Origin of the sequence: Ensifer sp. ENS03, assembly GCF_014852035.1 — a bacterium.
GTDB lineage: Bacteria > Pseudomonadota > Alphaproteobacteria > Rhizobiales > Rhizobiaceae > Ensifer > Ensifer adhaerens.
Genome location: NZ_JACVAV010000005.1, coordinates 327360 through 353295 on the forward strand (window position 1 = coordinate 327360; position 25936 = coordinate 353295).

Below are 25936 nucleotides of genomic sequence, written 5' to 3' on the forward strand. Positions count from 1 at the left end.
TCGTCCACAACGCTAAAGCATTGAAAGAAGACTATTATTTATAAGAACAGGCACTGAAGGCAGAACCCGGCGCAATGACGCAAGCGACGGACAATCTGCCGTCTGCATTATCGACGCGGAAAGAGGCCTTCGCCGGCGAATCGGCGAAGCACGATTGAGAGCACGAAAGAAAGATCGCCATGGACACACTCACCCGCATCCGCGCCTTTATCGATGTCGTGGACGCCGAGGGGTTCTCGGCCGCCGCAAGGCGTGTCGGCAAGTCGAAGGCGCTGCTTTCGAAATATGTGCGCGAGCTCGAGGATGAACTCGGTGCGCTGCTCCTCAACCGCACGACACGGCAGTTCTCGCTGACCGAGGCTGGCCACACCTACTATCGCACCGCGTCGGAAATCCTGAAGGAGATCGACAATCTCGCCGATCTCGTGCGCGCCAACAATTCCGACCTGAAGGGACGGCTACGCATCACTGCGCCGCGTACCTTCGTCGATGCCGACATCGGCCAGTCGCTGGTCGATTTCGGCAAGCAGCATCCCGAACTCTCGCTCGAAATCATCTCCGACGACCGTTTCGTCGATCTGGTCGAGGAAGGCTTCGACGTCGCCATCCGCATCACCCGGCTCGAAGATTCGACGCTGATCGCCCGCAAGCTCGACGATTTCCAGGTGCTGATCTGCGCTGCCCCGGAATTCCTGGAAAAATCTGGCCCCATCGCTCACCCGACGGACCTTTCCAAGCTGCCCTGCATTCTCGATACCAATGGCCGCTCCTACTCCAACTGGCGCTTCGTCGAGCCCGATGGTTCGGCCTTCACCGTGCCCGTCAGCGGCCCGATCGAGGTCAACAGCCCGCTTGCAGCCCTCAGAGCCACCGTCTCCGGCCTCGGCGTATCGATCATCCCGGATTTCATCGCCCGCCCGAAAATCGCTACCGGCGAACTCGTCACGCTGTTCGACGATTTCCTCCCCCGCGACCGCGGCATCTATGCGATCTATCCGCATCGCCGCTACCTCCCGGCCAAAGTCAGAACCCTCGTCGACTTCCTGCACGCCTGGTTTCGCAAGCCACGGTGATCGGGCGCCGGCACCTCAAAGTCCCAATTCCGTCCCATTTCCGGTACATTCCCGGAAACGAATCGCGGAGCGATCGCTCCAGCCGAAAGGATTGCCGCCACATGAGAACCAAACGCCTCGTCATGGCCGGCCTTGCCACCCTGGCTGCCCCGTCGCTGGCCTTTGCCCACCCGCACATCTTTGCGGAAGCGCGCCTCGAGGTCGTCTCCGACGACAAGGACGAGATCAGCGAACTCAGGAACGTCTGGCGCTTCGACGAACTGTTCTCCTCCAGCGTGGTGCTCGATTTCGACAAGAACTCGAACGCGACGCTCGATCCGGATGAATTGGCCGAAGTCGGGCAGACGGTGATGGAGTCCCTGTCCGAGTACAATTATTACACGACGATCCTCGACAACGGCAAAACCATCAAGGTCAAAAAGCCGGATCACATCACCGTCGACTACAAGGACGGGCAATTGCTGATGATGTTCGCGGTCAAGCCGGCCGAGCCGATGCCGCTCAAGGGCAAGCTCTCCTTCGGCGTCTACGATCCAACGATGTATACGGCCATGGACTTCGCCACCGACGATGACCTGACCGTCGTCGGCGACAAGATCAATGCCTGTGAGCACAAGGTCGTCCGCCCTGATCCCGACGAAGTTCTCGCCGAGAACAAGGACACCTTGACCGACGCCTTCTGGAGCGACCCGACGGGCACCGACATGTCGAAGCTGTTTGCAACCAGGATCGAGATCACATGCTGAACACCCGCGGGATCGTACGTCTGGTCACGGCCGCGCTCGTCGTCACGGCGCTTTCTGCAACGATCGCCGCGGCGCAGTCGCCCCTCGGCATCGGCACGGCCGAGCCCGCGTTCAAGACGACCGGTTTTCTCGGCGGCTTCTTCGCCTGGATCAACATGGAGCAGCAGGGCTTCTACCGGCTGATGACCAATGCGCTGAAGGGGATGCGTGAGAACCCCTGGCAGCTCTGGTCGCTGGTCGGCCTGTCCTTCACCTATGGCGTACTGCATGCCGCCGGCCCCGGCCACGGCAAGGCGGTGATCTCGTCCTACATGATCGCCAACGAGACGGAACTGAAGCGCGGCGTGCTGCTCTCCTTCCTGTCCTCGCTGCTGCAGGGCGTGGTCGCGATCCTCCTGATCGGCGCCGTTTACCTCATCCTGCGCGGTACCTCGATCAGCATGACGAGCGCAACGCGCTGGCTGGAGATCGCAAGTTACGCGCTGATCGCCGCCTTCGGCGGCTGGCTTCTCCTGCGCAAGCTACGGTCGATGCTGCGTCCGGTTGCCTTGGCTTCCGTTGCCGGCGGCGGGCACGTCCAGCTCGCGGACGATCACCATCACGATCATCACGATCATCATCATAGCCACCATCATGATCACCACGGGCACAGCCATGGCCCGGGCGAAGTCTGCTCAAGCTGTGGCCATGCGCATGCGCCCGACCCGTCGATGCTGAAAGGGGATCGTTTTGCGCTCCGCGAAGCTTGGTCAGCGGTCATCGCCGTCGGCCTGCGCCCGTGCTCCGGCGCACTCATCGTGCTGTCCTTCGCACTCCTGAACGGGCTTTACCTCGGCGGCGTGCTTTCGGTCTTCGCCATGTCGATCGGTACGGCGATCACCGTCTCAATCCTCGCGACCATGGCCGTCACCGCCAAGGGCGTTGCGCTGCGCTATGCGGCAAACGGCGCGGCGGCTGCCCGGATCTCGAACGGCATCGAGATCGCCGGCGCTGCCCTGGTTCTGTTGCTGGGATTGGCGCTGCTCGGCGCGGCTCTGCAGAGCTGACGCACGCGGCCTGATCGGGCCGTCAGAGCCCGCGCTTGCGCTGGTAGCGGGCTCGGAGCCAGAAGAGCAGGAAGAAGCCGAGCACGAAGATCACGCCGAAGGCGGCGGCCAGCCAGGGCGAGATATCGCCGAGCTTGAGCATGATCGACGGCAGAACGAAGAAGCCGAGACCGGCGACGACGAGAATGATCGCAGCGGCGATCGCCGGTGACTTTTCCTTGTTCTGCATGACTTCCCTGTTGTTGTCTGCTGCGGCTTAAGCAGCCTGCGCCTATTTCGACGCCTGCCGCTCCAGATCCGAACGTATATCTTCAAGGCGCCGCTTCTGGCGACCGTCTTCATCGAAATTATCAGCTGCAAGCCAAGTTTCGAATGCGGCATTGAGCAGCGGCCATTCGCTGTCGATCATCGAAAACCAGGCCGTATCACGGTTGCCGCCCTTGGATATCATGTGCTGGCGGAAGATGCCCTCGAAGGTAAAACCGAGCCGGGCGGCGGTCTTGCGGCTCGCCATGTTCTCGCTATGGCATTTCCACTCGTAGCGGCGATAGCCGAGACCCTCGAAGGCGTGCTTCGCCATCAGGTAATGCACTTCGGTCGAGAGCGGCGAGCGGGCCATGGCGGCGCCGTGTGCCACGGAGCCGACTTCGACGACGCCGTTGGCGGGATCGGCACGCATGTAATTGGCCATGCCGACGACGATGCCGGTCGCCTTGTCGCGGAAGACCTCTGTAACCCAGCCGGATTTCTCCTGCGCCGCCGTCAGCCAGGCATCGAAAGCGTCGATATCCCTAAAATCCGGCTGCGTGAAGTATTTGAGCAGCGGGTTGATCGCCATACCGCCGAGGCCGTCCCAGAGGTCCTGCAGATGCCGGTCGCGCTCATAGGCCTCGAGCTTGACGAAACGCCCTTCGAGCGCGACGCCCTTCGGCGCCGGGCACCCTTTCCAGTTCTTCAGATCCTGCATCGGCCGCTCCTCCTTCATCCCTGCCCTTCGGCATAGGCCAGAGTGGCGGCCGACACAAATTCAAACTGGTGATGAACCCTGTTCGAACCGGTGATGAAACCATGCCCGCCGAACGGTATCCTACGCGGTGGCCGGCACCTTGGCGGCCGAGACCGTCGCCTCGATGTGATCGACCAGCGCGTCGGGAAGTCCGAGGCGTCCGGCGAGCAGGTCAAGATAGCCGCGCTCCGCACGGGTTTCCGGCTCGATCGTCAGGCGCGACGCGGTGTAGATCTCCACGCGCTCCTCTTCGGTCTTTGCCGCGCCGACGATCGCGTCGATATCGACCGGGTTGACAAGCTCGCCTTCGAGGAAGGCCGCGGCATCGGCCGAGAGGCCCGAGACCGACAGCTTGTCCATGATGTGCTGGCGCTCGGCCTCGTCGATATGGCCGTCGGCACGCGAAGCGGCGATCATTGCGCGCACGAGGGTCAGCGCAAAATCATGGCTGACGGCTTCGGGAGCAGAGGCGAAGCCGGAATCGGCCGGCGGCGGCAGAAGTTCCGGCTCGCCCTTGGCAACCGTCGCACCGCCCGGCGTATTGCCGGCCTGATAATTCTTGTAGGCTTGGTAGCCGAGACCGGCGATCGCCGCGAGACCGCCAAGCACGGCGGCGTTGCCGGCCAGCTGGCGACCCGACTTGGTGCCGAGCAGAACAGCGGCAATGGCGCCGCTCGCCAGTGGATTGTCCTTGGCAAGCTGCGTCGCCTGGGTGGCGCGATCGCGCACCGTGCCGCCGGCACCGGGCACCTGCGATCCCAGAAACTGATCCAGCAATTTCTTCGCGTCGAACATCGGGTTTCGCTCCTTGTCGGTTCCGGGCGGTTGAAGGCGAGCTCAAGGGTGCGCCGCCCGCGCGCCCGTCGCTGAATGGATTGAGACATAGGAACGTTGCAGGGAAAATACAAATTCGCGCCAGAGGCGAGCGACGCCGTACAGCCAAAGAAAAAGGCCGGGCTCTCCACCCGGCCTTTCAAAAAACGGAAGGCGTTGCTTGCCGCTCAGCCCTTGAGCACGAAGGCTTCTGCCGCAAGCTTGGTGATGCCGGCCCAGTCGCCCTTGGCAACCAGTTCCTTCGGCGCAACCCAGGAGCCGCCGACACAAACGACGTTGGGCAGCGTCAGATAGTCGCGCGCATTGGCAAGGGAAATGCCGCCCGTCGGGCAGAAGAGCGTGCCGGCAAGCGGCGAGGACAGCGACTTGAGGTAGGCGGCGCCGCCGGCCTGCTCGGCCGGGAAGAACTTCATGACGTCGTAGCCTTCTTCACGCAGACCCATGACTTCGCTCGCCGTCGCCGCACCCGGCAAAAGCGGCACCTCGTGGTCGTTGGCCACATCGATCAGCTCCTGCGTCGTGCCGGGGCTGACGATGAACTTCGAGCCGGCTTCGACCGCGGCTTCGAACTGGGCGGCGTTGAGGATCGTACCGGCGCCGGCAACAGCGCCTTCGACTTCGTTGGCAACGGCGCGGATCGCTTCGAGTGCGGCCGGCGTGCGCAATGTGATCTCGATCGCCTTCAACCCGCCGGCAACGAGCGCGCGCGCCAGGGGAACGGCGGTCGCCACGTCGTCGATCACCAGCACCGGAACAACCGGCGCCAGTTTGAGGGTTGAAAGAAGCCTGTCGGATTTCGCGCTCATGCCGATCGTCCTTTTTAAAACGATTGAATATGCCCTCCGCATACTCCCCCGGCCACCGGTTGTCGAGACCCAAGGCGGCGGGAGCGCGGCTTTCGCATGTAAGGCAACGGTAATATGCAACTTGCGACAAAGAGATGACTTGAGCCTTTGCGTGAAAGCGATAGGTTGAAGGCCGCGGGCCCTCGAAATGGCGGATTTTCCATGGCGAAGGAAATAGAGCGCAAGTTTCTGGTCGCTTCCGATGGGTGGCGAGAGCGTGCGGACAAGGGCATTGACCTCAGGCAGGCCTATGTCGTGACCATGGACGACCGCTCGCTGCGCGTGCGCATCCACGGCGACAAATGGGCGCGGCTGACCATCAAGATCGGCAAGTCGGCACTGGTCAGAAACGAATACGAGTACGACCTGCCGATGGACGATGCCCGCGAGATGCTGACCCAGGCGGTCGGGATCGTCATCGAGAAGAGGCGCTACCGGGTGCCGCACAAGGGGTTCACCTGGGAAGTCGACGTCTATGGAGGCGCGCTCAAAGGCCTCGTCGTTGCGGAAGTCGAGATGAAGCGCGAAACCGACATGCCGGCGCTGCCCGATTGGGTCGGGCAGGAAATCACGGGCGATCGCCGCTACTCCAACCAGTCCCTCGCCACAGAAGGACTGACGGAACCGCAACCATGACTTACGCCTTCGAACCTGGACGGCCTTTTTCCGAAGACTTCCGCACGATCGCCGCCGAACAGCTCACACAGGCGGTGATGACACTCGAGGATCGGCCTGACGGGGTGCACGAGGCGATCCATGACGCCCGCAAGAATTTCAAGCGCCTGCGCTCGCTGTACCGTCTCGTCGCAGCGGACGTGCCGCTTTTTCAGAAGCATGAGAATGCGCGCATCCGCGACATGGCCCGCAACCTCTCAACCGTTCGGGACGCGGCCGCACTGGTCGAGAACGCCCATTACCTCAAGGCAGCCGCGTGCAACGAGGAGGAAGAACGGGCGCTCGACCATGTCTGCGAGCGGCTGACGACACGCCGGGACCGCATCACGGCAAGCGCGACCGATATCGAGGACCGCGTGGCAGCCACCATCGTGCGCTGCGAGCAGGCACTGCAGGCCCTCAGCCAAGTGACATTCGACGATCGACGCCGCAAGACCGCAGACCGGCTGACGAAGGGATGGCGGCGCACTCTGAGGCGGGCCAAGCGCGCCAGGCAGGCATGCAGCGAGACTTCGGAAGCCCCGGCGTTCCACGAGCTGCGAAAGCGGGCGCAGGACTACCGCATGCATCTCGGCCTGATGCACGCGGTCTGGCCTTCCGCCCTGCAGGCCAAGCGCGCCGAGGCTAAAGCGCTGGTCGACACGCTCGGGCACCTCAACGATCTCGCGGTCATGACCCAGTTGATCAACGAGGATCCGGGGCTTGCCGGTAACAGTCAGGATCAGGCCCACCTCATCGCGGCCGTCATCGACCGACAGGGAAGCTTGCGCAAGCACGCTCTTGATCTCGCCGCCGAGGTCTTCCAGGAGGAACCGGACGACGAAAGCCGAACGATCCGGTTGCTCTGGCTCGACGCCGCGCGCTGATGTTTCGGCGAAATTTCGGCGGGCGGACCGACTGTCCGCGCCGCGACAGAGTGCCCCTGGGCCCCGCCGCGATTGCGCTTGCGGCGCGAAAGCTGTATTTGCACGGGCCATGACCGACATTTTCACGACCCCGCGCCCTGAGCCCCATGGTGAGACGCATGGCCAGTTTCTGGTGGCCGCGCTCTATCATTTCGCACGCTTCCCGCGTTTCGCCGATTTTCGCGAACCGCTGCAGGCCGTCTGCGACGAAAACGGCGTCAAGGGAACGCTGCTTCTGGCGCATGAAGGCATCAACGGCACGATCGCCGGCACGGATGCCGGCATCGCCGCGGTGCTCTCGTTCCTGCGCGTGCAGCCCGAATTCGGCGCACTGGAGCACAAGGAAAGCCGTGCATCGTCCATGCCGTTCCTGCGCATGAAGGTGCGGTTGAAGAAGGAAATCGTCACCATGGGCGTCGAGGATATCGACCCCAACAAGATCGTCGGCACCTATGTCGATCCGAAGGATTGGAATGCACTGATCTCCGATCCCGAGACGATCGTCATCGATACGCGCAACGACTACGAAACCGCCATCGGCATCTTCAAGGGTGCGGTCGATCCGAACACCAAAACTTTCCGCGAATTTCCCGATTGGGTGCGCAACAACACCGGCCTGCACAACAAGCCGAAGATCGCCATGTACTGCACCGGTGGCATCCGCTGCGAGAAGGCGACCGCCTTCATGAAGGAGCAGGGCTTTGATGAGGTGTACCACCTCAAGGGCGGCATCCTGAAATATCTCGAGGAAGTGCCCCAGGAAGAAAGCCTCTGGGAAGGCGCCTGCTTCGTCTTCGACGATCGCGTCTCCGTCACCCATGGCCTCGAGGAAGGCGAGCACACGCTCTGCCACGCCTGCCGCCAGCCGCTGACCAAGGCGGACCTCGCTTCACCGCACCACGAGGACGGCGTCTCCTGCATCCATTGCCACGAGGTCCGCACCGACGAGGACCGCGAACGCTACCGCCAGCGCCAACGGCAGATCGAACTTGCCAAGAAGCGCGGCGAGCGCCACCTCGGTAGCTGACATACGCTTTGGCATCCGCCCGTCGCTCGTGCGAGCGGGAAGCACCCCTCATCCGCCTGCCGGCACCTTCTCCCCGCAGCGGGGCGAAGGGACTTGTGGCACCGCCCCAGCCGACAACGCTAACTCCAGCTTACGGCTGCGACTTGCACGCAGTTCCCCGGGTACCGAGAGCTGCGTTCCGCGGCGCCCCAGCGTGGCACGTCCCCTCGCCCCGCTTGCGGGGAGAGGGTTGGGGTGAGCGGCGGTTTCACTCGCGAACGCAGTCAGCCCGGCAACGCCTCGCATTCCTCAAGTGCCAATGCACTGCGGTCCCATTCATGGCGGCTGCGGGTGAAAATGGCGTCTGTCGGTCGAAATACCGACGGGTCGTCGAGCGTGCCGGCATAGATCGACACACGCGGATCGTCCGGCGGGCCGGAGCCATAAACCTGGCTGCCGCAGGTTTCGCAAAAATAGCGGATCGAAGGATTGCCGTTTTCAGCGCGCGTCTCGTAACCGCGGCCGGTTCCCGACATCGTCACATCGGCCCGCTCGAAGATCATGTAACAGCAATGACCGGTGCCTGTCGTGCGCTGGCAATCGCGGCAATGGCAGAAACCGGAAAAGAGCGGCTCACGGTTCAGCTCATACCGGATTGCACCGCAGAGACATCCGCCTTTCAAGACGCTCATGGTTCGTCCTCCTCGAAGTGCCAGGAGGATAGCCAAGCAAGCCACACGGTCAAAGAAAAACCGCGCGCCGCAAGTTGCAGCGCGCGTTCCATGTTTCTCTTTACCAGAGACGCTTACCAGCTCGGGATCAGCGCGCCCTTGAAGGTGTCGTTGATGAAGGCCTTCACCTTTTCGTCGTGGTAGGATTCGACCAGGGTCTTCACCCACGGAGCATCCTTGTCGGCCTTGCGCACGGCAATGACGTTGGCGTAGGGCGACTTCTCGCCTTCGATCGCGATCGCGTCCTTTTTCGGGTGCAGGCCGGCTTCCATCGCGTAGTTGGTGTTGATGACGGCGGCATCGACGTCCTGCAGCGAGCGCGGCAACTGGGCAGCGTCAAGCTCGGCAAACGTGATGTTCTTCGGGTTCTCGGTGATGTCGGCCGGCGTGACCTTGAGGCCGACCTCTTCCTTGACCTTGATCAGGCCCTTCGACGCCAGAACCAGCAGCGCGCGGCCGCCGTTCGTCGGGTCGTTCGGAATGGCGATCGTGGCGCCGTCCTTGAGCTCGTCGAGGCTCTTCACCTTCTGCGAATAGACGCCCATCGGGGTGGTGATGGTGGTGCCGACGCTGACGATGTCGAAACCACGATCGGCGATCTGGTTGTCGAGATAGGGCTGGTGCTGGAACGAGTTGGCGTTGAGGTCGCCGTCAGCCAGAGCCTGGTTCGGGACGACATAGTCGGAGAATTCGAGGATCTCGATATCGAGGCCCTTGGGAGCTGCGATTTCCTTCACCTTCTCCATGATCTGGGCGTGTTCGCCCGGCGTGACGCCGACCTTGATGGTTTCGGCGAGTGCCGTGCCGGCGGAAAGAGCGGCAATCGCTGCCGCGATGATAAGCTTCTTCATGGTCGTCTCCTTGTTCACGTTCAGTCTTGGGAGGAATCAGGTCTTGCGGTTTTTCTTGTCGAAGCGCCGCGCCAGCCCGTCGCCGGCGCTCTGGACGAGCTGCACCAGCACGATCAGCACGATGACGACAACGAGCATCACGTCGGGCATGAAGCGCTGGTAGCCGTAGCGGATGCCGAGGTCGCCGAGCCCGCCGCCGCCGACGGCACCGACCATCGCCGAATAGCCGATGAGGCTGACGGCGGTCATGGTGAGCGCCAAGGTGAGCGCGGGCCGCGCTTCGGCGAGCAGCACCTTGAAGACGATCTGCATCGGGGTCGCGCCCATGGCGCGCGCCGCCTCGATCAGCCCCTTGTCGATCTCGCGGATCGCCGCTTCCACCAGCCGCGCGACAAAGGGAATGGTGGCAATCGTCAAGGGCACAATCGCAGCCTTCGTACCGATGGAGGTGCCGGTGAGCAGTCGGGTAAACGGAATGATGGCGACGACGAGGATGATGAACGGCGTCGAGCGCGTGGCGTTGACGATCAGCCCGATGATGCGGTTGAGCGTCGGTGCCGGGAAGAGTTCACCCTTGCCGCTGGTGGCGAGGAAGATGCCGATTGGCCCGCCGATCAGCGAGCCGATCAGGCCGGCGATGGCGACCATATAGATCGTGTCGACGGTGGCCCCGCCGATGCGCAGGAGAATATCAGGCGACATAACCGAGCACCTCCGTGACCAGACCGTTTTCGACAAAGAAGCGTTCGGCGCGGCCGGACGTCTCGGCATCCGCGCCATAGGCGACGACCAGCGAGCCATAGGGCGCGCCGCCGATCTCGTCGATCGTGCCGGCGATGATGTTGACCTCGGCGCCGACAGACTTGATCAGCTGCGAGATCAGCGGCTTCTCGGCCGCAGCCCCGAAGAAGGTGAGCCGCACGACGGCGCGATCGCCGGCCGCGGGTGCAGGCTTCAGGGCGCGGGCGACCGCGTCTGGAAGCTTCGACCCCGGCAGCCCCGAGAGCAGCGCCCGCGTCGTCTCGTGCTTCGGATGGGTGAAGACGTCGAAGGTGTGGCCACGCTCGACGATGCGGCCATGATCGATGACGGCGACGTCTGAGGTCACCGCCTTCACCACTTCCATCTCGTGGGTGATAAGCAGCACCGTCAGGCCGAGATCGGCATTGATGCGCTTCAAAAGCTCCAGGATCGACTGGGTCGTTTCCGGATCGAGCGCCGAGGTCGCCTCGTCGGAGAGCAGGAGCTTCGGCTCGGTCGCAAGCGCCCGGGCGATGCCGATGCGCTGTTTCTGGCCGCCTGAAAGTTCGGCCGGATAGCGCCCGTGCTTGTCGGCGAGACCGACGAGATCGAGCAGCGGCCGAACGCGCTGTTCGATCGCGCGCTTGTCCATGCCGGATATTTCGAGCGGCAGCGCGACGTTTCCGAACACGGTGCGCGAGGACAGCAGGTTGAAGTGCTGGAAGATCATGCCGACGGAGCGGCGAAGGCTGCGCAGCGCCGCCTCGTCGAGCCCGCCGACATCGACGCCGTCAACCAGCACCTTGCCGCCCGTCGGCTTTTCGAGCCCGTTGACCAGTCGGATCAGCGTCGACTTGCCAGCGCCGGAGCGGCCGATGATGCCGGTGATCGAACCACGGTCGACGGTCAGCGAGACCTTGTCGAGCGCAGTGAAGGCGCCGCTGGTGCCGGACGCGGGGAAATGCTTGGAAACGCCGTCGAAGACGACGGCCGCGTCAGCCGATGGCGCGGCGTTTTGGGCGGAAACGCTCATCGTTCGGAATTCCCCGAATGAGGCGCAGTCGGAATGTGCGGGTACATAAGTGCTCTCGGATGTTCAAAACTCATGATCCCGGGCCTGGCCGGGATGGAACGCGCGTCTGGTCAGGCCGACATTCGACAACGCATTCGGAACAGGGAGCACTTCTCTAACATCAAGCAACCAGTCAGTTCAACTTTGCTGCCGCATGGCCCGCATGCGACATAATCTACGGCTCTTATGGAGAATTGCCACGCCCTTTCACAGGCATGATTTTTCCGAATTTGCCAAGCAACGGCAAAACCATGCTCTTTTGCTTCGCAACGCGCCGTCATCCCGCAAATCGCCATCTTGGAAATCCTTGTTCGGGCGGACTGTGTCCGACCGCATTTCATGCTAACGGGCAGGAACAGGATTATGAGGTGAGAAATGCGCATCGTCTTGACCGGAAGTTCCGGCCGCATCGGCAGAGCGATCTACAACGCGCTCGCCGCGGCCGACCATGACGTCATCGGCATCGATCGCGCGCCCTTCGGCACGACGGCCATCGTCGGCGATCTCGTCGATGGCGAACTGCTGGAGCGCGCGATGGAAGGTACGGACGCCGTCATCCATACGGCGGCCCTGCACGCGCCACATGTAGACGCCGTCGCCGACCAGGAGTTCGAGCGCGTCAATGTGATGGGCACCCATCTGGTGATTGCCGCAGCCCAGGCCGCCGGCGTCGGCCGCATCGTCTTTACCAGCACGACGGCACTTTATGGTCATGCGGTCACGGAAGGCGGCTGCGCCTGGATCACCGAGGAGACGCCGCCGAAGCCGCACACCATCTACCACCACACCAAGCTTGCGGCCGAAGCTCTGCTCGAAAACGCGGCGGATCGTGCTTTGCATGTGCGGGTGCTGCGCATGTCGCGCTGTTTCCCGGAGGTCGCCGATCGTATCGCAAGCTACCGCCTGCACCGCGGCATCGATGCGCGCGACGTGGCTGCCGCGCATGTGGCAGCACTCGACAATGGCGGCCCGGCTTTTCAGCGCTACATCATCTCGGGCGAAACGCCGTTCCTTCCAACGGATTGCCGCCGGCTGGCGGAGGATGCCGCGGGGCTCCTGCGTGAGCGTGCGCCAAAACTGTCGCAGGCCTTTGCCGATCGCGACTGGCCGCTGCCCGCGACCATCGACCGGGTGTATGACCCGAGTGCTGCGATCGAAAAGCTCGACTGGAAGCCGCGCTACGGTTTCAAGGAAGTGCTGGCCCAGCTCGACCGGCAGAGCCTGGAAGTCCTGCCGGTCCGGCGGTGAATTGACCGAGCCGCACGGAAGCGTTGCGGGCGGGCCCGCCCGCTTGAGCGTCAGATGTGGTTGCCCTTCGGGAACTGCTCGGCCAGAGCCTGGTACCACTCACCGCTCTTCTTGATGGTGCGGACCTGAGTGTCGTAGTCGACATGGACGATGCCGAAACGCATCTTGTAACCTTCGGCCCATTCGAAATTGTCCATCAGGCTCCAGGCGAAATAGCCGCGCATCGGATAACCCTCGGCGATCAGATCCGCCGTCACCGACAAGTGGTCGGCGATATAGTCGAGCCGCGGCTGGTCGTCGACAATGCCGTTCTCGACGCCCATGTTGTAGCAGGCGCCGTTCTCGGTGATGTAGCAGTCGGGCAGCTGGTAGGTCGCGTTCAGCGTCTTGACCAGGCTGCCGAGCGCCGGAGCGTAAACCTCCCAACCGATATCCGTCTTTGTCTGGCTCACCGGCTTGGCATTGATGGTTGCCGGATATTCTGCGCCCTTGGCCGGATCGGCACTGACCCGCATCGGCGTGTAGTAGTTGAGCCCCCACCAGTCGAGCGGCCGGGAGATCGTCTCCATGTCGCCGTCTTCGATCGCCGGCATGCGATGGCCGAGCGCGCTCATGAAGCTTTCGGGGTACTCCCCCTTGAAGATCGGACCGAAGAAGACGCCATTGTGGAAGTCGAAGGCGCGATCGGCGGCTTTCTTGTCGGCCGCGCTGTCGCTACCCGGGTAGACCGAATGCGCATTGATGACGATGCCCGTAGGCAAGTTCGGCCGCTCGGAGCGGATGGCGTCGACGCCGAGCCCGTGCGCCAGATTGGTAAAGTGCAGCGCATGCAGGGCTGCGTCCATGTTGCGCTCGCCCGGCGCGTGGATGCCATAGAGGTGGCTGAGCCACACCGAGCACCAGGGCTCGTTGAAGGTCGCGACCGCGTCGAGCCGGTCGCCGAGGCGGGCGATCACGGTCTTGGCGTAGCGCTGGAAGGCATAGGCCGTCGTGCGGGCCGTCCAGCCGCCATCGCCCATCAGTGCCAGCGGCAGATCCCAATGATAAAGCGTGGCGAAGGCCTTGATGTTACGCGCCTTCAGACCGTCGACGAGGCGGTCGTAGAAATCGAGACCCTTTTCGTTGATCGGGCCGGTGCCTTCAGGAATGATCCGCGGCCAGGCAACGGAAAACCGATAGGCATCGACGCCGAGGCTCTTGATCAGGTCCAGATCCTCGTCGAGCCTATTGTAGTGATCGCAGGCGACATCGCCGTTGTGACGCCCGAAGACACGGCCCGGCATGTTCGAAAAGGCATCCCAGATCGACGGCTTGCGCCCGTCAGCTTTGGTCGCGCCTTCGATCTGGAAGGAGGCGGTCGCCACCCCGAATACGAAATCGCCCGGGAAGCGCTCTGCCAGGATCTTGGGATCGGTCATATCTTTGTCTCGTCTCGTTCCGGCCCCGCTGCCAGCGGGACCTTGGTTTTCGGTTTGTAGCGGGCCGACCTAAATCCATGCCGGCAAATGTCAACTCGCGAAAAAGGGCGGGAAAACCCCGCCCTTCCGCCGGTATTGGCCTGCGGCTATACCTTTACCCACGCCCCATTTCGTTTGGATGACTGTACGCAGGCATCGACGAAGACCATGCCCTTCATGCCATCGTCGATGGTCGGGTAAGTGACGGCCGGATCGATCTTCTCGCCCTTGCGCTTGGCAAAGATGGCGCGCGCCGCCTCCGTGTAGATGTTCGCGAAGCCCTCGAGATAGCCTTCCGGATGGCCCGACGGAATACGGCTGACGCGGTTTGCGGCCGCACCCGCCCCGGCGCCGGCGCGAGTGAGCAGGCGCTTCGGCTCACCGAACGGTGTGTACCAGAGATAGTTCGGGTCCTTCTGCGTCCATTCAAGCCCGCCCTTGGTGCCGTAAACGCGCACCATCAGGCCATTCTCGTGGCCGGGCGCCACCTGGCTGCACCAGAGCAGCCCCTTGGCGCGCTCGCCGTCCTTCGCCTTGAAGCGCATCATCACATGGGCGTTGTCGTCGAGCTGGCGGCCGCCAACGAAGCTGTCGAGATCGGCAGCGAGTTCTTCGAGTTCGAGACCCGATACGAAGGCGCCGAGATTATAGGCGTGCGTGCCGATATCACCCGTCGAGCCGCCGGCACCCGAGCGCGCCGGATCGGTGCGCCAGGCCGCCTGCTTCTGGCCCGACTGCTCGATGTTTTCGGTGAGCCAGTCTTGCGGGTACTCCATCTGCACCAGCCGCACCGCACCGATCTCGCCATTGGCGACCATCTCGCGCGCCTGCCGTACCATCGGATAGCCGGTGTAATTGTGCGTCAGCACGAACAGCGCATCGCTCTCGTCCGCCGCTTTCTTCAGCTTCTTCGCGTCGCCAAGCGTCGAAGTCAGCGGCTTGTCGCAGATCACGTGGATGCCGCGCTTCAGGAATTCCTTGGCCGCAGCGTAGTGCACATGGTTTGGCGTGACGATCGCCACCGCCTCGATACCATCCTTCAGCTTCGCTTCGCGGATCGCCATCTGCTTGAAGTCGGAATAGACCCGCGACGGATCGAGCCCGAGCTCTCGGCCTGAGCTTTCCGCCTTTTCCGGCGTCGACGACAGCGCGCCGGCCACCAGCTCATAGTGATCGTCGATACGGGCTGCGATGCGATGCACCGCGCCGATGAATGCGCCGGAGCCGCCGCCCACCATGCCGAGCCGGATGCGACGCTCGCGCTTCTCGCTCGTTCCTTCGATTGCCATGATCTTCTCCCCTGTTCGTTCCGTGTTGTTTGTTCGTTTCCTGGCGCAAGGGATGCCCCTCATTCGCCCGCCGGCACCTTCTCCCCGCACGCGGGGAGAAGGGCTCATGCCGCACCCGCTTGCGAAACCGCAGCAACAGCAGCCACGATAGCCCGTGGTCAGCGGCAATCCACGTCCCCTCTCCCCGCCTGCGGGAAGAGGGCCAGTCCTCGGGTTAACCCGAGGAGAGCGGGCAGTCGCACCCTCAGGTCCTACCTGCCTCAGATACCGAGCATGCGCCGGTTGGCCGCCTCGTCCGTGCCAGCCCCGGCAAAGTCGTCGAACGCCTTCTCGGTCACGCGGATGATGTGATGCTTGACGAAATCGGCACCCTCGCGTGCCCCATCCTCCGGATGTTTCAGCGCGCATTCCCACTCGACCACCGCCCAGCCGGCGAAATCGTTGGCGGCCATCTTCGAGAACACCGCACCGAAATCCACCTGGCCGTCGCCGGGCGAGCGGAAGCGGCCGGCGCGGTTGACCCAACCCTGGTAGCCGCCGTAGACGCCCTGGCGCCCGGTCGGATTGAACTCCGCGTCCTTGACGTGGAACATGCGGATGCGGTCCTTGTAGATGTCGATATTGTCGAGATAGTCGAGGCACTGGAGCACGTAGTGCGAAGGGTCATAGAGCATGCAAGCGCGGGCATGGTTGCCGGTGCGCTCCAGGAACATCTCGTAGGTGATGCCGTCGTGCAGGTCCTCGCCCGGATGGATCTCGTAGCAGACGTCGACGCCACAATCCTCGGCATGGTCGAGGATCGGCTTCCAGCGCTTCGCCAGTTCATCGAAGGCGGTCTCGACGAGACCGGCCGGCCGCTGCGGCCAGGGATAGACGAAAGGCCAGGCGAGCGCGCCGGAGAAGCTTGCCATGGCGTTGAGGCCGAGGTTCTTCGAGGCCGTCAGCGCCAGCTTCACCTGTTCCACCGCCCAGGCCTGGCGTGCTTTGGGATTGCCGCGCACCTCGGGTGCTGCAAACCCCTCGAAGGCTTCATCATAGGCCGGATGCACGGCGACGAGCTGACCCTGCAGATGGGTCGAAAGCTCGGTTACCTCGACGCCATTGTCGCGCGCCGTGCCGGCGAACTCGTCGCAATAGGCTTTCGAGGTCGCCGCCTTTTTCAGATCGATCAGCCGCGCGTCCCAGCTCGGCACCTGCACGCCCTTGTAGCCGCAATCGGCCGCCCATTTGGTGATCGCATCCCAGGAATTGAACGGCGCGGCATCGCCGGCGAATTGCGCAAGAAAGAGCCCTGGCCCCTTGATGGTCTTCATGCTGATTTTCCTCCCGATGGAACGGCCGAAATTGGTGTTGGCCTTGTCCTGACAGCCGGCATGAAAGGCGATTGCACGCCTTTGTTTTCTCCCAGAACTGCCGGATCTGAAACGTTGCAGGCGCCGAAGCTAGCAGATTTTCAGCGAGGGGCAACAGCGCACGACCGGATTCCGAAAAGTTTTGTAATCGATTTCATTGCACACGGCATTAGACCAGCCACGGCACGCCCTCGCTGCAGAAATCCGCGACATCAATGATCGCCTCCCGTGCGCGTCGACGAAGAGAAAGGGCGCTTTCAAGGCGCCCTTTCGATATCCATCTCCGCTCAGACGTAGCGGTTGACGACGTTTTCGAGCAGCTCCTGCTTGCCGGACTTCGGCTGCGGGTTGAGGTCCGACTTCAGCACCCAGGCCTCGATCTCTTCCAGCGAGAAGCCGCCGTCGAGCATCTTCTTGGCTTCCGGCACCTGCCAGCCGGCATAGCGGCCTTCGAGCGGTGCGGAGAGCGCGTTGTCCTCGATCATTTTTGCCGCTGCCTTCAGGCCACGCGCGCAGCAATCCATGCCGCCGATATGGCCGATCAGCAGGTCCTCCGGATCGATCGACTGGCGACGCAGCTTGGCGTCGAAGTTCGTGCCGCCGGTCGCAAAGCCGCCGCCGGCAAGAACCTGGTAATAGGCGAGCGCCATTTCCGGCACGTTGTTCGGGAACTGGTCGGTATCCCAGCCGGACTGGTAGTCGTTGCGGTTCATGTCGATCGAGCCGAAGATGCCGAGCGCGTTGGCAAGCGCCAGCTCGTGCTCGAAGGAGTGGCCGGCGAGGATCGCATGGCCCTGCTCGATGTTGACCTTCACCTCGTTTTCCAGGCCGTAGTTCTTCAGGAAGCCGTAGACCGTCGCGACGTCGTAGTCGTACTGGTGCTTGGTCGGTTCCTGCGGCTTCGGCTCGATCAGGATCGCGCCCTTGAAGCCGATCTTGTGCTTGTACTCGACGACGAGGTTGACGAAGCGGCCGAGCTGGTCGAGCTCGCGCTTCATGTCGGTATTGAGCAGCGTCTCGTAGCCTTCACGACCGCCCCAGAGCACGTAGTTCTGGCCGCCGAGGCGCTTGGTGGCGTCAAGGCAGGTTTTCACCGTCGCGGCTGCGAACGCGAAGACATCCGGATCCGGATTGGTCGCCGCACCCGACATGTAGCGCCGGTTGGAGAAGAGGTTCGCCGTGCCCCACAGCAGGTTGACACCGGTCTCGGCCTGCTTCTTTTCGAAGTAGTCGACAATCTCGTTGAGGTTCTTCGTGTTCTCGACGAAGCTTTTGCCTTCCGGGCGCACGTCGGCATCGTGGAAGCAATAGAACGGGACGCCGAGCAGGTCGAAGAATTCGAAGGCGACGTCGGCCTTCAGCTTGGCCGCAGCCATGTCGTCCTTGAACCAGGGACGTTCGAAGGTCTGTCCGCCGAAGGGGTCGCCGCCCGGCCAGACGAAGGTGTGCCAGTAGGCAACCGCGAAGCGCAGGTGATCTTCCATGCGCTTGCCGAGCACGACCTCGTCCTTGTTGTAATGGCGGAAGGCGAGCGGGTTGGCGCTATCCGGTCCTTCATATTTGATCTTGGCGATATCGCCGAAAAAGCCAGTGCTCACGGGTCTTGCTCCTCTTTCAAGAGTGGTGTCGGCCGGCGTCGCCCATGCGATAGGCGCGGCCATTACGTGGAAGGTAATTGGTTTCATTCCCTCGTCCGGCGATACCGGAAGCATCGAAACGCCAAACGAAAGGAACACTTCGATGCACGACTTCAACGCTATCGCCAGAGCCTACATCGCCGCCTGGAACACGACCGACGCCGCAAGCCGCGCCGGCCTGATCGAGAAGGCCTTCACCGCCGACGTCGCCTATCGCGACCCGATCATGCAGGGCGACGGCCATGCCGGCGTGGATGCGCTCATTGCCGGCGTGCACGGACAGTTCCCCGGCTTCCGCTTCACGCTGAAGGGTGCCGCCGACGGTTACGCCGACACGATCCGCTTTTCCTGGGCACTCGGTCCGGACGGCGTTCCCTCTGTCATCGAAGGCACCGATGTCTGCCAGATCGAAGATGGTCGCCTGAAGACGGTCACCGGTTTCCTCGACAAGGTTCCGGCCGGCTGAGCACGCGGCGGCGGATCGAGACAGGGGGCGCCGTATCACGACACGGCGCCCTTGATCGCCGGATAGAGCCGACGGTAGCGCTGGTAGCTCGCCTCATAGGCCGAAACCAGCGACGCCTCCGGCGCAATGGTCTCGGCCGTCTGTGGGGCGTAGCAGCTGACAACGGGATCGGCACCGGTCGCGGCGATCAGGCCGAGGCGGGCCGCCCCGAAGGCAGCGCCGAAATCGCCGTCGGCGGGCAGGTCGACCGGCAGGTTGAGCGCCGTGGCGATCGATTTGAGCCAGTAGCGCGAGCGCGAACCACCACCGATCGCCGTCACCCGAGAAAGCGTCGTGCCGGCGGCGCGCAAGGCTTCCAGGCTGTCGCGAATGGCGAAGGACACGCCCTCCATCACCGCCTGGGTCAGCACCACCCGGCCGCTCTCATGGCCAAGTCCGACAAAGGCGCCACGGATCGCCGCGTCATTGTGCGGCGTACGCTCGCCCGACAGATAGGGAAGGAAAGTGACGCCCGAAGGCGCCTTCAGATGATCGCCGAGTTCGGCGCTCAGGTCGGCAGCACTGCGGCCGGCGATGCCGGAGTACCAGTTCAACGCATCGGTCGCAGACAGGATCACGCCCATCTGGTGCCAGGTATTCGGCAGCGCGTGGCAGAAAGCGTGCACGGCGCTTTCCGGGTTGGGCAAGTAGCTTGCATTCGCCGCGAAGAGAACACCCGAGGTACCGAGCGAGACGAAGGCATTGCCCTCGCCGACCGTGCCCATGCCACACGCAGAAGCCGCATTGTCGCCTGCACCGCCGGCAACCACGACGTCACCGGAAATGCCCCAGCGCGCGGCCAGTTCCGAACGCAGCTTCCCGGCCGCATCGGTTCCCTCGACCAGGCTCGGCATCTGCTTTTCGTCCATGTCGGTGGCGGCAAGCAGGCTTTCCGACCACTGCCGCTTGCCGGTATCGAGCCAGGCAGTGCCGGCGCTGTCGGACATTTCCGACATGTGCTCGCCGGTCAGCCACAGGCGCAGATAATCCTTCGGCAGCAGCACCCAGCGCACCTTGGCGAAGATGTCGGGCTCGTTGGCCCGCACCCAGGCAAGCTTCGGTGCGGTGAAGCCGGGGAAGACGATGTTGCCGGTGATGGCGCGGAACTGCGGGTCCGCATCGAGCGCTGCCGCCTCTCGGAAGCTGCGGGTGTCGTTCCAGAGGATGCAGGGCCGAAGCACCCGGTCGTCGGCATCAAGCAGCGTCGCACCGTGCATCTGGCCGGAAAGGCCGATACCGCGCACCGCCGAAAGCTCCGCCGGGTGTGCCGCCTTCAGCCCGGCAATTGCCTCTTCGGTGGCGCGCACCCAATCAGCCGGGTCCTGTTCCGACCAGCCGGGATGCGGCCGCGAGACGTCGAGCGCGCCGGAGGCCGAACCGACGATGCGCTGGCCGCCATCGATCAACATTGCCTTGACGCCCGAGGTGCCGAGATCCAGTCCGAGATACATGCTTGCCTCCATTGAGCAATTCTTCGAAAGAACTGCGTAAATTCAAAGCGCTACGCCGGATCGACCGGCAGGTTGTCCTTCAGGAAAATTTCGATGCGGATGCGCTCCTGCGCCCCGATCACCGAAAGGCCGTCGGCGCGGGCCTTCAGCACCCGGATGGCGCTGCGCACCTCATGGCCGCCGTCCTGATTGAGGAGTGCGTCGAGCGTGCCGGACAGAAGTGCCGCGCGGCTGTGCGGCGTCAGTTCATGGGCGATGGCGCAGACAGCCTTTTCGCGACCTGCCTTTTCCAGTGCCGCGATCAGGCCGCGATTGCCGGCGCCGAGACTGTAGATGCCGGCAAGCTCCGGTTGATCGGCGAGAAGGTTGGAGACGAGGCGATCGACCTCGGCCGGATCGTCATGGCCTTCGACGACGGGCAGCAGCCGGCGGCCAGGCGCACTTTCTGCCATGGCCGCGCCAAAGCCTTCGAGACGGTCGCGATGGTCGCGCACCAGCATCGAGCCGGCTACGATCGCCACCGGGCCGTTTCGGCCACCGAGGAAACGCCCCATCAGGGTGCCGGCGGTCCGGCCGGCGGCAACGTTGTCGACACCGGCGAAATGATCGCGCGACGACCCCGGCAGGTCGGAAACCAACGTCACGACGGCGACGCCGTCTTCACGCAGCGCATCTACCGCACTGACGACCTCGGGCGCATCGATCGCAACGACCGCGACGCCGGCCGGGTCAAGCGCCCGCGCTTTATGAAGCGCTGCAGCTAACGCTTCCGGGTCGAAGGCCCGGACGGACAAGACCGTGATCGCCGTGCGCTCGACTGCCGAGCGCGCCTTCGCCGCCTCCACCTCGGCCGCAAGACCGCGCATGAAGGTGTTGTCGCCCTCCGGCAGGATGAAGATCAGCGGGTAGATCCGGCTCTTGGCGAGGTTGGCGGCGGCGACGTCGCGCACATAGCCGAGCGCTTCGATGGCGCGCTCGACCTTGTCGCGGGTGACACCACGCACGCCCGGCCGGTTGTTCAGAACCCGGTCGACGGTCGCGAGGCTGACCCCGGCTCTAGCAGCGATATCGTGAACTGTCGGGCGCATGTTTTCCTCCGGGTTCTGCCTTTAGAGGAATTTCTGATGTACGTAAATCAAAAATCCGCAAGACGTGGAAAACGGAGCGCCGCACGGCTGTCCGGAGACAGGGGATTCGACACCTTAAATATTTGATTCAGATAGAGTTTTCGACCTAGGAAAGGCGCTTGCTGAAGGTATCGGTAAAGACAACCTCGCCATGGCTCTGTCCAGCCTCCGCCAGCGCCACGTCCATGAAGCCATCGGTAACGCGCACGACGCCAAAGCCGCCCATGTAAGCGGCCTTCGGCTTGATGAGATCGAGCCCGCCCTGCCGGTAGATCATTGCGGTTTCGTGCTGATGCCCGTGGAACAGGCCTATGACGTTGCTGCCTTTGACGGTGTCGAGCAGCGCCTGGCGCTGAGGGATGCTCCACCAATGCGGAGCGCCGTCGCCTTCGTCGTCGAAAGTCCTGGCCTTCGCATCCCAGACCTCCGTCGAAAAGGCGTCCCAGCCGTAGTGCTGGAAGAGGATCACCGGCCGGCCGTCGGCGGCATAGGACGCCAGATCCTGTTTCAGCCAGGGCAGCGCATTGACCGCACCCTTGGTCTCGTCGCCGCCGAAGCGCTGCAACTGCACCAGATGCAGCCCGCCCCAGTCCCAGGAGTAGCAATCCGACAGCGGATCGTAGTTGGTGACCGGCACCGGAGGCTTGTAGAACACCGACTGGCGGTGGTTGAGCTCAACATAGTCGCGCAGTTCGCGGCGATACCAGTCGACATGCGGCGGGGGCCCATCCTGGTCGAGGTCGTGGTTGCCGAGGCCGACATAGACGGGCATGTGGACGTGGTCGGGTCCCGCCCCTTCCTGGTAGCGACTTGAGAATTGCTGCAACTGCCGCCCCTCGCGCGGCTGGCGCACCTGGCCGCCGCCGTCATCGGTGAGATCGCCGCCGAGCACCAGGCCGAGCGGCTTGCCGATCTCTCGCCCGGCGCTTGCAAGCCCGCTCGGCTTGCCGGCAACCGTCTCCGGCCAGCGCATGGCGTGCACGGCATTCAGCGCCGCGACGTGGCGCAGCAGATTGGCGTCCGTCTTGCCTTCGGCCGCGCAGTTGGGAGCCAGCCCTTCGATCGAAACGAGGCAGGCATGGATATCGTTGGAAAACAGGAATGTCGCGTCGATGGCCGGGACTGCGGCGCGGCTTCGGGAGGCAGCAAGCGCTGCCCCGAGACCAGCAAGGCCCGCAACGAATGATCGCCTGGATATGCCGTCAGAACCCGATCGCCGCATGCCGCTCCCCCTCTCACACTTGGGACAGAAGTGTGCCGCAAGGCGCGGCTCGCGTAAATCGAGAGTCGCGTCCTGCTTAAGAGGGGGAGCTAGTGACCGCCGCCGCTAGGGCCGACGCCCTCGGGCTTCTTGATCATCATGACGCCGAGGATCAGCGACAGGAACAGCACCGTCAGCAGCATGAAAATGTCGCCGAAGGACAGGATGATCGCCTGCTTCTGCGCCATGCCCGCAAGCTGCTTGATCGCGATCGTCGTGCCGTCGAGACCATGGGCGTTGAAGTTGGCGGCCATGTTGTTGAAGCGTTCCATGGCTTCCGGGTTACCCCACTGGATATGCTCGGCAAGGCGGGCATAGTGGAAGTCCTGGCGCTGGGTCAGGATCGTGTTGATAACCGCAAGCCCCACCGCGCCGCCGAGGTTACGGGTCAGGTTGAACAGGCCCGAGGCGCCGCGCATGCGCGCCGGCGGCATGGTGCCGAGCGCGATGTTGTTGATCGGCACCATGCACAGCATCAGCCCGACGCCGCGCAGGATCTGCGGGATGAACAGCTCGTAGAAGTCCCAGTCGGCCGTCAGGTGCCCCATGATCCAGGTGCCGCTTGCAAAGCTGGTGAAGCCGATCGTCATCAGCACGCGCGGATCGAGCTTGCCCGAGAGAATACCCGCAACCGGCGCCGTGAAGAACATGGCAAGGCCCGAGACGAACATGGTCTCGCCGATCATCAGCGAATCGTAGCCGCGGATACGGCCGAGATAGAGCGGATAAAGATAGGTGAGACCATACAGGCCGATGCCCATCACGAAGGAGAACATCGAGCCGAAGGCGAAGTTTCGGTTGGCAAAAGCCCTGAGGTCGACAACCGGGAACTCCACCTTGAAGGCGCGGTAGAAGAACACGATGGCGGCAATCGCCGAAGCGACGGCACCGATGACAATGTGCTCGTCGTTGAACCAGTCGTTGGTGTTGCCCTCTTCCAGCACGTATTCGAGCGCGCCGAGGAAGATCGCCATCGAGGCGAGACCCCACCAGTCGAACTTCTTGAACAGGCCAAGCTCCGGCTTGTCGAAGTCGATGAAGGTCCAGGTGAGCGTCGCAACGATGATGCCGGGAATGACGTTGACGAGGAACAGCCAGTGCCAGGAGAAGGCGTGGCTGAGATAGCCGCCGACCGTCGGACCGATCGTCGGGGCAAGCGTGGCGATCAGGCCGATGATCGGCGAGACGATGTTGCGCTTCGACGGCGGGAAGATGGTGAAGGCGGCCGCAAAGACCGACGGGATCATGCCGCCGCCGATGAAGCCCTGGATCGCGCGGTAGACGATCATCTGGTCGATGTTCGTCGCGGTCGCCGCAAGCGCGCTTGCCGCGGTGAAGCCCGCCGCCGAAACCGAGAACAGCACACGCGTCGAGACGATGCGCGCCAGCGTGCCCGAGAGCGGGATCATGATGACTTCGGCAATGAGATAGGAGGTCTGCACCCAGCCGATCTCGTCGGAACCGGCCGAAAGGCCGGCCTGGATCTCGGCAAGCGAGGCCGAGACGATCTGGATGTCGAGGATGGCCATGAACATGCCGACGACCATGGCGAAGAAGGCGATCAGCCTCTTCGGGTCCATATGTTCCTCGACCTTCGGTGCGGCGGCCGCCACCGAGCCTGCTGTTGCCGTTGCGGCCATCTCAGCCACTCCTTGCATGGGCGCGCTTGGGCGCCAGCGTTCTGGACATGCGCGTTTCGCCGCGCCGGCGTTCCGGACTTCACCGCGCTCCGTAGCGCCGGGGTCTCGACAAAAGGCGCGCCCAAGGGCGCGCCGGCATTTCGTCCGCTTACTTGGTCGCGGCAACCTTGGTCTGATCCGGCGCTGTGCGCGTGTCGACATCGACGACAACGCTCAAGCCCGCGCGCAGGTGACCTTCAGCCAGCACGTCGGCCGGCAGGGTGATGCGCACCGGCACGCGCTGGATCACCTTGGTGAAGTTGCCGGTGGCGTTTTCCGCCGGCAGCAGCGAGAAGACCGAACCGGAGGCCGGCGAGATCGAGGCGACCGTGCCTTCGATCGCATGATCCTCATAGGCGTCGACATGCACCTTCACCTTGGAGCCCGGCACCAGATGGGCGATCTGGGTCTCCTTGAAGTTGGCGTCGATATAGAGCTGGTCGACCGGAACCAGGGCGGCAAGCCGCTGGCCGGCCGACACGAGGTCGCCGACCTGTACCGCGACGTTGCCGACGATGCCGTCATAGGGCGCCTTCAGCACGGTGAAGCCGAGGTCGCGGTTGGCCTTGTCGCGCGCAAGCTCCAGCGAACGGATCTCGCTTTCGGCTTCCGTGCGCTGCGCTTCGAGAACGGTGATGCTGGCGTTGGCAGCGGCGATGTTGGCGTCTGCCCCGGCAAGATTTGCCCGTGCCTGGTCGAGCGCCACATCGGCGTTATCAAGCGAAGCGACGGTGCCAACGGCCTTGGACTGGAGGTCGCTCGCGCGCTTCTGCGCGAGTTCGGCGCCGCGCACCGTCGCTTCGAGAGCCTTCTTCTGCGCTTCGGTCTGGGCAAGGCTCGCCTTGGCGCCGGCGATCTGCGCATCGAAGCGGCTGAGCGCAAGCTTCTGGGTGGCAATCTTCGCCTCGGCCTGCTCGGCGGCGATGCGGTAGTCGCCGTCATCGAGCGTGACCAGCGGGTCGCCGGCCTTCACCTTCTGGTTGGCGACGGCGTCGACCTTGGCGACATAACCGGAAACCTTCGGCGAAATCGTCGCGATGTCGCCTTCGATATAGGCGTCATCGGTCGAGATCATGAAGCGGCCATTGGTCCACCAGTCGTAGCCATACCAGGCACCAGCAGCCAGAAGCGCCAGGCCGAGTACGGGAAGGATGGGCTTGCGCGCCTTCTTCTGCGGCGCGGCGGCTTCCTTTGCCGGAGCCGGCGCGACCGCCTGCTCCGCAGCGGGCGCCTTCGCCTCAAGCGCGGTTTCCTGCTGCACTTCGAAAGTCTCGTCGACGGGACGGACGCGGGCAGCGCTGGACGTGTTGGATGCGGACATTGGGCACCGGCCTGGTTAAGGATTGCTGAACGAACTGAACCGTTCGGTTCGATTGGAACTTGACATAGGCCCTTTCTG

25 protein-coding genes are annotated in these 25936 nt (G+C 63.5%); 8 read left to right on the forward strand and 17 right to left on the reverse strand.

Translation table 11 applies throughout. The features are described 5' to 3' along the window. Window positions 1-179 precede the first annotated feature (179 nt). The 3 genes from IB263_RS19990 to IB263_RS20000 all read left to right on the forward strand — a co-directional run bounded on the left by IB263_RS19990 (window position 180) and on the right by IB263_RS20000 (window position 2865). Complete coding sequence (locus tag IB263_RS19990; protein ID WP_060517532.1) at window positions 180-1073, forward strand: LysR family transcriptional regulator; 894 nt, start codon at window positions 180-182, stop codon at window positions 1071-1073. Between the two features lie 101 nt (window positions 1074-1174). After that, window positions 1175-1819, forward strand: a complete 645-nt coding sequence (locus IB263_RS19995) for a DUF1007 family protein (RefSeq protein ID WP_192438906.1) — start codon at window positions 1175-1177, stop codon at window positions 1817-1819. Beyond that, window positions 1813-2865 carry a nickel/cobalt transporter gene (locus IB263_RS20000; RefSeq protein ID WP_113293568.1) on the forward strand — a complete coding sequence of 351 codons (1053 nt, stop codon included), beginning with the start codon at window positions 1813-1815 and terminating at the stop codon, window positions 2863-2865. The genes IB263_RS19995 and IB263_RS20000 overlap by 7 nt, the downstream gene beginning before the upstream one ends. A 22-nt stretch (window positions 2866-2887) precedes the next feature. Here the strand turns inward: IB263_RS20000 and IB263_RS20005 are convergent, their stop codons facing one another. The 4 genes from IB263_RS20005 to IB263_RS20020 form a co-directional block, all read right to left on the reverse strand. Next, window positions 2888-3094, reverse strand: a complete 207-nt coding sequence (locus IB263_RS20005) for a hypothetical protein (RefSeq protein ID WP_034786975.1) — start codon at window positions 3092-3094, stop codon at window positions 2888-2890. A gap of 42 nt (window positions 3095-3136) precedes the next feature. Beyond that, window positions 3137-3832 carry a GNAT family N-acetyltransferase gene (locus tag IB263_RS20010; RefSeq protein WP_192438907.1) on the reverse strand — a complete coding sequence of 232 codons (696 nt, stop codon included), beginning with the start codon at window positions 3830-3832 and terminating at the stop codon, window positions 3137-3139. 120 nt (window positions 3833-3952) lie between these two features. Then, window positions 3953-4666: a tellurite resistance TerB family protein gene (locus tag IB263_RS20015; protein WP_192438908.1), complete on the reverse strand. Its 714-nt coding sequence runs from the start codon at window positions 4664-4666 to the stop codon at window positions 3953-3955. A gap of 206 nt (window positions 4667-4872) precedes the next feature. After that, complete coding sequence (locus tag IB263_RS20020) at window positions 4873-5511, reverse strand: 2-dehydro-3-deoxy-phosphogluconate aldolase (protein WP_034786978.1); 639 nt, start codon at window positions 5509-5511, stop codon at window positions 4873-4875. 201 nt (window positions 5512-5712) lie between these two features. Between IB263_RS20020 and IB263_RS20025 the strand changes: the two genes are divergently transcribed. From IB263_RS20025 to IB263_RS20035, 3 genes are all read left to right on the forward strand, one after another. Next, window positions 5713-6186, forward strand: a complete 474-nt coding sequence (locus tag IB263_RS20025) for a CYTH domain-containing protein (protein ID WP_034786982.1) — start codon at window positions 5713-5715, stop codon at window positions 6184-6186. Then, window positions 6183-7091, forward strand: coding sequence for a CHAD domain-containing protein (locus IB263_RS20030; RefSeq protein WP_060604654.1), 909 nt, complete (start codon window positions 6183-6185; stop codon window positions 7089-7091). Before IB263_RS20025 ends, IB263_RS20030 begins: the two co-directional genes overlap by 4 nt. Before the next feature lie 109 nt (window positions 7092-7200). After that, window positions 7201-8157: a rhodanese-related sulfurtransferase gene (locus IB263_RS20035; RefSeq protein WP_060604650.1), complete on the forward strand. Its 957-nt coding sequence runs from the start codon at window positions 7201-7203 to the stop codon at window positions 8155-8157. A gap of 263 nt (window positions 8158-8420) precedes the next feature. Here the strand turns inward: IB263_RS20035 and IB263_RS20040 are convergent, their stop codons facing one another. The 4 genes from IB263_RS20040 to IB263_RS20055 all read right to left on the reverse strand — a co-directional run bounded on the left by IB263_RS20040 (window position 8421) and on the right by IB263_RS20055 (window position 11492). Then, entirely contained in the window at window positions 8421-8828 is a 408-nt protein-coding gene (locus IB263_RS20040) for a GFA family protein (protein WP_034786992.1), read from the reverse strand. Window positions 8829-8941: 113 nt separating this feature from the next. After that, window positions 8942-9718 (reverse strand): MetQ/NlpA family ABC transporter substrate-binding protein, encoded by a 777-nt coding sequence (locus IB263_RS20045; protein ID WP_034786995.1) that lies wholly within the window; start codon window positions 9716-9718, stop codon window positions 8942-8944. A gap of 36 nt (window positions 9719-9754) precedes the next feature. Further along, entirely contained in the window at window positions 9755-10420 is a 666-nt protein-coding gene (locus IB263_RS20050) for a methionine ABC transporter permease (protein ID WP_034786999.1), read from the reverse strand. Next, entirely contained in the window at window positions 10410-11492 is a 1083-nt protein-coding gene (locus IB263_RS20055) for a methionine ABC transporter ATP-binding protein (RefSeq protein WP_034787001.1), read from the reverse strand. The genes IB263_RS20050 and IB263_RS20055 overlap by 11 nt, the downstream gene beginning before the upstream one ends. A gap of 414 nt (window positions 11493-11906) precedes the next feature. Here IB263_RS20055 and IB263_RS20060 point away from each other — a divergent pair, with 414 nt between their 5' ends. After that, on the forward strand, window positions 11907-12779 hold the full coding sequence (locus IB263_RS20060; RefSeq protein ID WP_060604645.1) for an NAD(P)-dependent oxidoreductase: 873 nt from the start codon (window positions 11907-11909) through the stop codon (window positions 12777-12779). Window positions 12780-12829: 50 nt separating this feature from the next. Here the strand turns inward: IB263_RS20060 and IB263_RS20065 are convergent, their stop codons facing one another. From IB263_RS20065 to xylA, 4 genes are all read right to left on the reverse strand, one after another. Then, the gene (locus IB263_RS20065) at window positions 12830-14197 is read right to left on the reverse strand and encodes a GH1 family beta-glucosidase (RefSeq protein ID WP_112985164.1); all 1368 of its coding nucleotides are present in this window, start codon (window positions 14195-14197) and stop codon (window positions 12830-12832) included. A 146-nt stretch (window positions 14198-14343) separates the two neighbouring features. Then, window positions 14344-15525, reverse strand: a complete 1182-nt coding sequence (locus IB263_RS20070; RefSeq protein ID WP_060517518.1) for a Gfo/Idh/MocA family protein — start codon at window positions 15523-15525, stop codon at window positions 14344-14346. A gap of 260 nt (window positions 15526-15785) precedes the next feature. Beyond that, window positions 15786-16838 (reverse strand): sugar phosphate isomerase/epimerase, encoded by a 1053-nt coding sequence (locus IB263_RS20075; protein ID WP_034787015.1) that lies wholly within the window; start codon window positions 16836-16838, stop codon window positions 15786-15788. A 326-nt stretch (window positions 16839-17164) separates the two neighbouring features. After that, the gene (xylA, locus tag IB263_RS20080; RefSeq protein ID WP_060604640.1) at window positions 17165-18475 is read right to left on the reverse strand and encodes a xylose isomerase; all 1311 of its coding nucleotides are present in this window, start codon (window positions 18473-18475) and stop codon (window positions 17165-17167) included. 142 nt (window positions 18476-18617) lie between these two features. Between xylA and IB263_RS20085 the strand changes: the two genes are divergently transcribed. Then, window positions 18618-18980, forward strand: coding sequence for a nuclear transport factor 2 family protein (locus tag IB263_RS20085; RefSeq protein WP_060581313.1), 363 nt, complete (start codon window positions 18618-18620; stop codon window positions 18978-18980). A gap of 35 nt (window positions 18981-19015) precedes the next feature. On the opposite strand, the gene xylB is transcribed toward IB263_RS20085, so the two are convergent. The 5 genes from xylB to IB263_RS20110 all read right to left on the reverse strand — a co-directional run bounded on the left by xylB (window position 19016) and on the right by IB263_RS20110 (window position 25858). Then, a complete protein-coding gene (xylB, locus tag IB263_RS20090; RefSeq protein WP_060604788.1) occupies window positions 19016-20470 on the reverse strand; it encodes a xylulokinase in 1455 nt (484 codons plus the stop codon). A 50-nt stretch (window positions 20471-20520) separates the two neighbouring features. Continuing rightward, on the reverse strand, window positions 20521-21558 hold the full coding sequence (locus IB263_RS20095) for a LacI family DNA-binding transcriptional regulator (RefSeq protein WP_060604637.1): 1038 nt from the start codon (window positions 21556-21558) through the stop codon (window positions 20521-20523). 145 nt (window positions 21559-21703) lie between these two features. Continuing rightward, window positions 21704-22819 (reverse strand): metallophosphoesterase, encoded by a 1116-nt coding sequence (locus IB263_RS20100; protein WP_060530583.1) that lies wholly within the window; start codon window positions 22817-22819, stop codon window positions 21704-21706. Between the two features lie 89 nt (window positions 22820-22908). After that, window positions 22909-24498 carry a DHA2 family efflux MFS transporter permease subunit gene (locus IB263_RS20105; protein WP_089044924.1) on the reverse strand — a complete coding sequence of 530 codons (1590 nt, stop codon included), beginning with the start codon at window positions 24496-24498 and terminating at the stop codon, window positions 22909-22911. A 148-nt stretch (window positions 24499-24646) separates the two neighbouring features. Beyond that, window positions 24647-25858 carry an HlyD family secretion protein gene (locus tag IB263_RS20110; RefSeq protein WP_034787034.1) on the reverse strand — a complete coding sequence of 404 codons (1212 nt, stop codon included), beginning with the start codon at window positions 25856-25858 and terminating at the stop codon, window positions 24647-24649. Window positions 25859-25936 lie beyond the last annotated feature (78 nt).

Coding starts and splice junctions, on each gene's coding strand:
- IB263_RS20065 (WP_112985164.1), bottom strand. CDS start 14,197: ATGACCGATCCCAAGATCCTGGCAGAGCGCTTCCCGGGCGATTTCGTA.
- IB263_RS20110 (WP_034787034.1), bottom strand. CDS start 25,858: ATGTCCGCATCCAACACGTCCAGCGCTGCCCGCGTCCGTCCCGTCGAC.
- IB263_RS20020 (WP_034786978.1), bottom strand. CDS start 5,511: ATGAGCGCGAAATCCGACAGGCTTCTTTCAACCCTCAAACTGGCGCCG.
- IB263_RS20040 (WP_034786992.1), bottom strand. CDS start 8,828: ATGAGCGTCTTGAAAGGCGGATGTCTCTGCGGTGCAATCCGGTATGAG.
- IB263_RS20100 (WP_060530583.1), bottom strand. CDS start 22,819: ATGCGGCGATCGGGTTCTGACGGCATATCCAGGCGATCATTCGTTGCG.
- IB263_RS20095 (WP_060604637.1), bottom strand. CDS start 21,558: ATGCGCCCGACAGTTCACGATATCGCTGCTAGAGCCGGGGTCAGCCTC.
- IB263_RS20060 (WP_060604645.1), top strand. CDS start 11,907: ATGCGCATCGTCTTGACCGGAAGTTCCGGCCGCATCGGCAGAGCGATC.
- IB263_RS20015 (WP_192438908.1), bottom strand. CDS start 4,666: ATGTTCGACGCGAAGAAATTGCTGGATCAGTTTCTGGGATCGCAGGTG.
- IB263_RS20005 (WP_034786975.1), bottom strand. CDS start 3,094: ATGCAGAACAAGGAAAAGTCACCGGCGATCGCCGCTGCGATCATTCTC.
- IB263_RS20075 (WP_034787015.1), bottom strand. CDS start 16,838: ATGAAGACCATCAAGGGGCCAGGGCTCTTTCTTGCGCAATTCGCCGGC.
- IB263_RS20030 (WP_060604654.1), top strand. CDS start 6,183: ATGACTTACGCCTTCGAACCTGGACGGCCTTTTTCCGAAGACTTCCGC.
- IB263_RS20045 (WP_034786995.1), bottom strand. CDS start 9,718: ATGAAGAAGCTTATCATCGCGGCAGCGATTGCCGCTCTTTCCGCCGGC.
- IB263_RS20085 (WP_060581313.1), top strand. CDS start 18,618: ATGCACGACTTCAACGCTATCGCCAGAGCCTACATCGCCGCCTGGAAC.
- IB263_RS20000 (WP_113293568.1), top strand. CDS start 1,813: ATGCTGAACACCCGCGGGATCGTACGTCTGGTCACGGCCGCGCTCGTC.
- IB263_RS20010 (WP_192438907.1), bottom strand. CDS start 3,832: ATGCAGGATCTGAAGAACTGGAAAGGGTGCCCGGCGCCGAAGGGCGTC.
- IB263_RS20105 (WP_089044924.1), bottom strand. CDS start 24,498: ATGGCCGCAACGGCAACAGCAGGCTCGGTGGCGGCCGCCGCACCGAAG.
- IB263_RS20050 (WP_034786999.1), bottom strand. CDS start 10,420: ATGTCGCCTGATATTCTCCTGCGCATCGGCGGGGCCACCGTCGACACG.
- IB263_RS20070 (WP_060517518.1), bottom strand. CDS start 15,525: ATGGCAATCGAAGGAACGAGCGAGAAGCGCGAGCGTCGCATCCGGCTC.
- IB263_RS20035 (WP_060604650.1), top strand. CDS start 7,201: ATGACCGACATTTTCACGACCCCGCGCCCTGAGCCCCATGGTGAGACG.
- IB263_RS20055 (WP_034787001.1), bottom strand. CDS start 11,492: ATGAGCGTTTCCGCCCAAAACGCCGCGCCATCGGCTGACGCGGCCGTC.
- IB263_RS20025 (WP_034786982.1), top strand. CDS start 5,713: ATGGCGAAGGAAATAGAGCGCAAGTTTCTGGTCGCTTCCGATGGGTGG.
- xylB (WP_060604788.1), bottom strand. CDS start 20,470: ATGTATCTCGGACTGGATCTCGGCACCTCGGGCGTCAAGGCAATGTTG.
- IB263_RS19995 (WP_192438906.1), top strand. CDS start 1,175: ATGAGAACCAAACGCCTCGTCATGGCCGGCCTTGCCACCCTGGCTGCC.
- IB263_RS19990 (WP_060517532.1), top strand. CDS start 180: ATGGACACACTCACCCGCATCCGCGCCTTTATCGATGTCGTGGACGCC.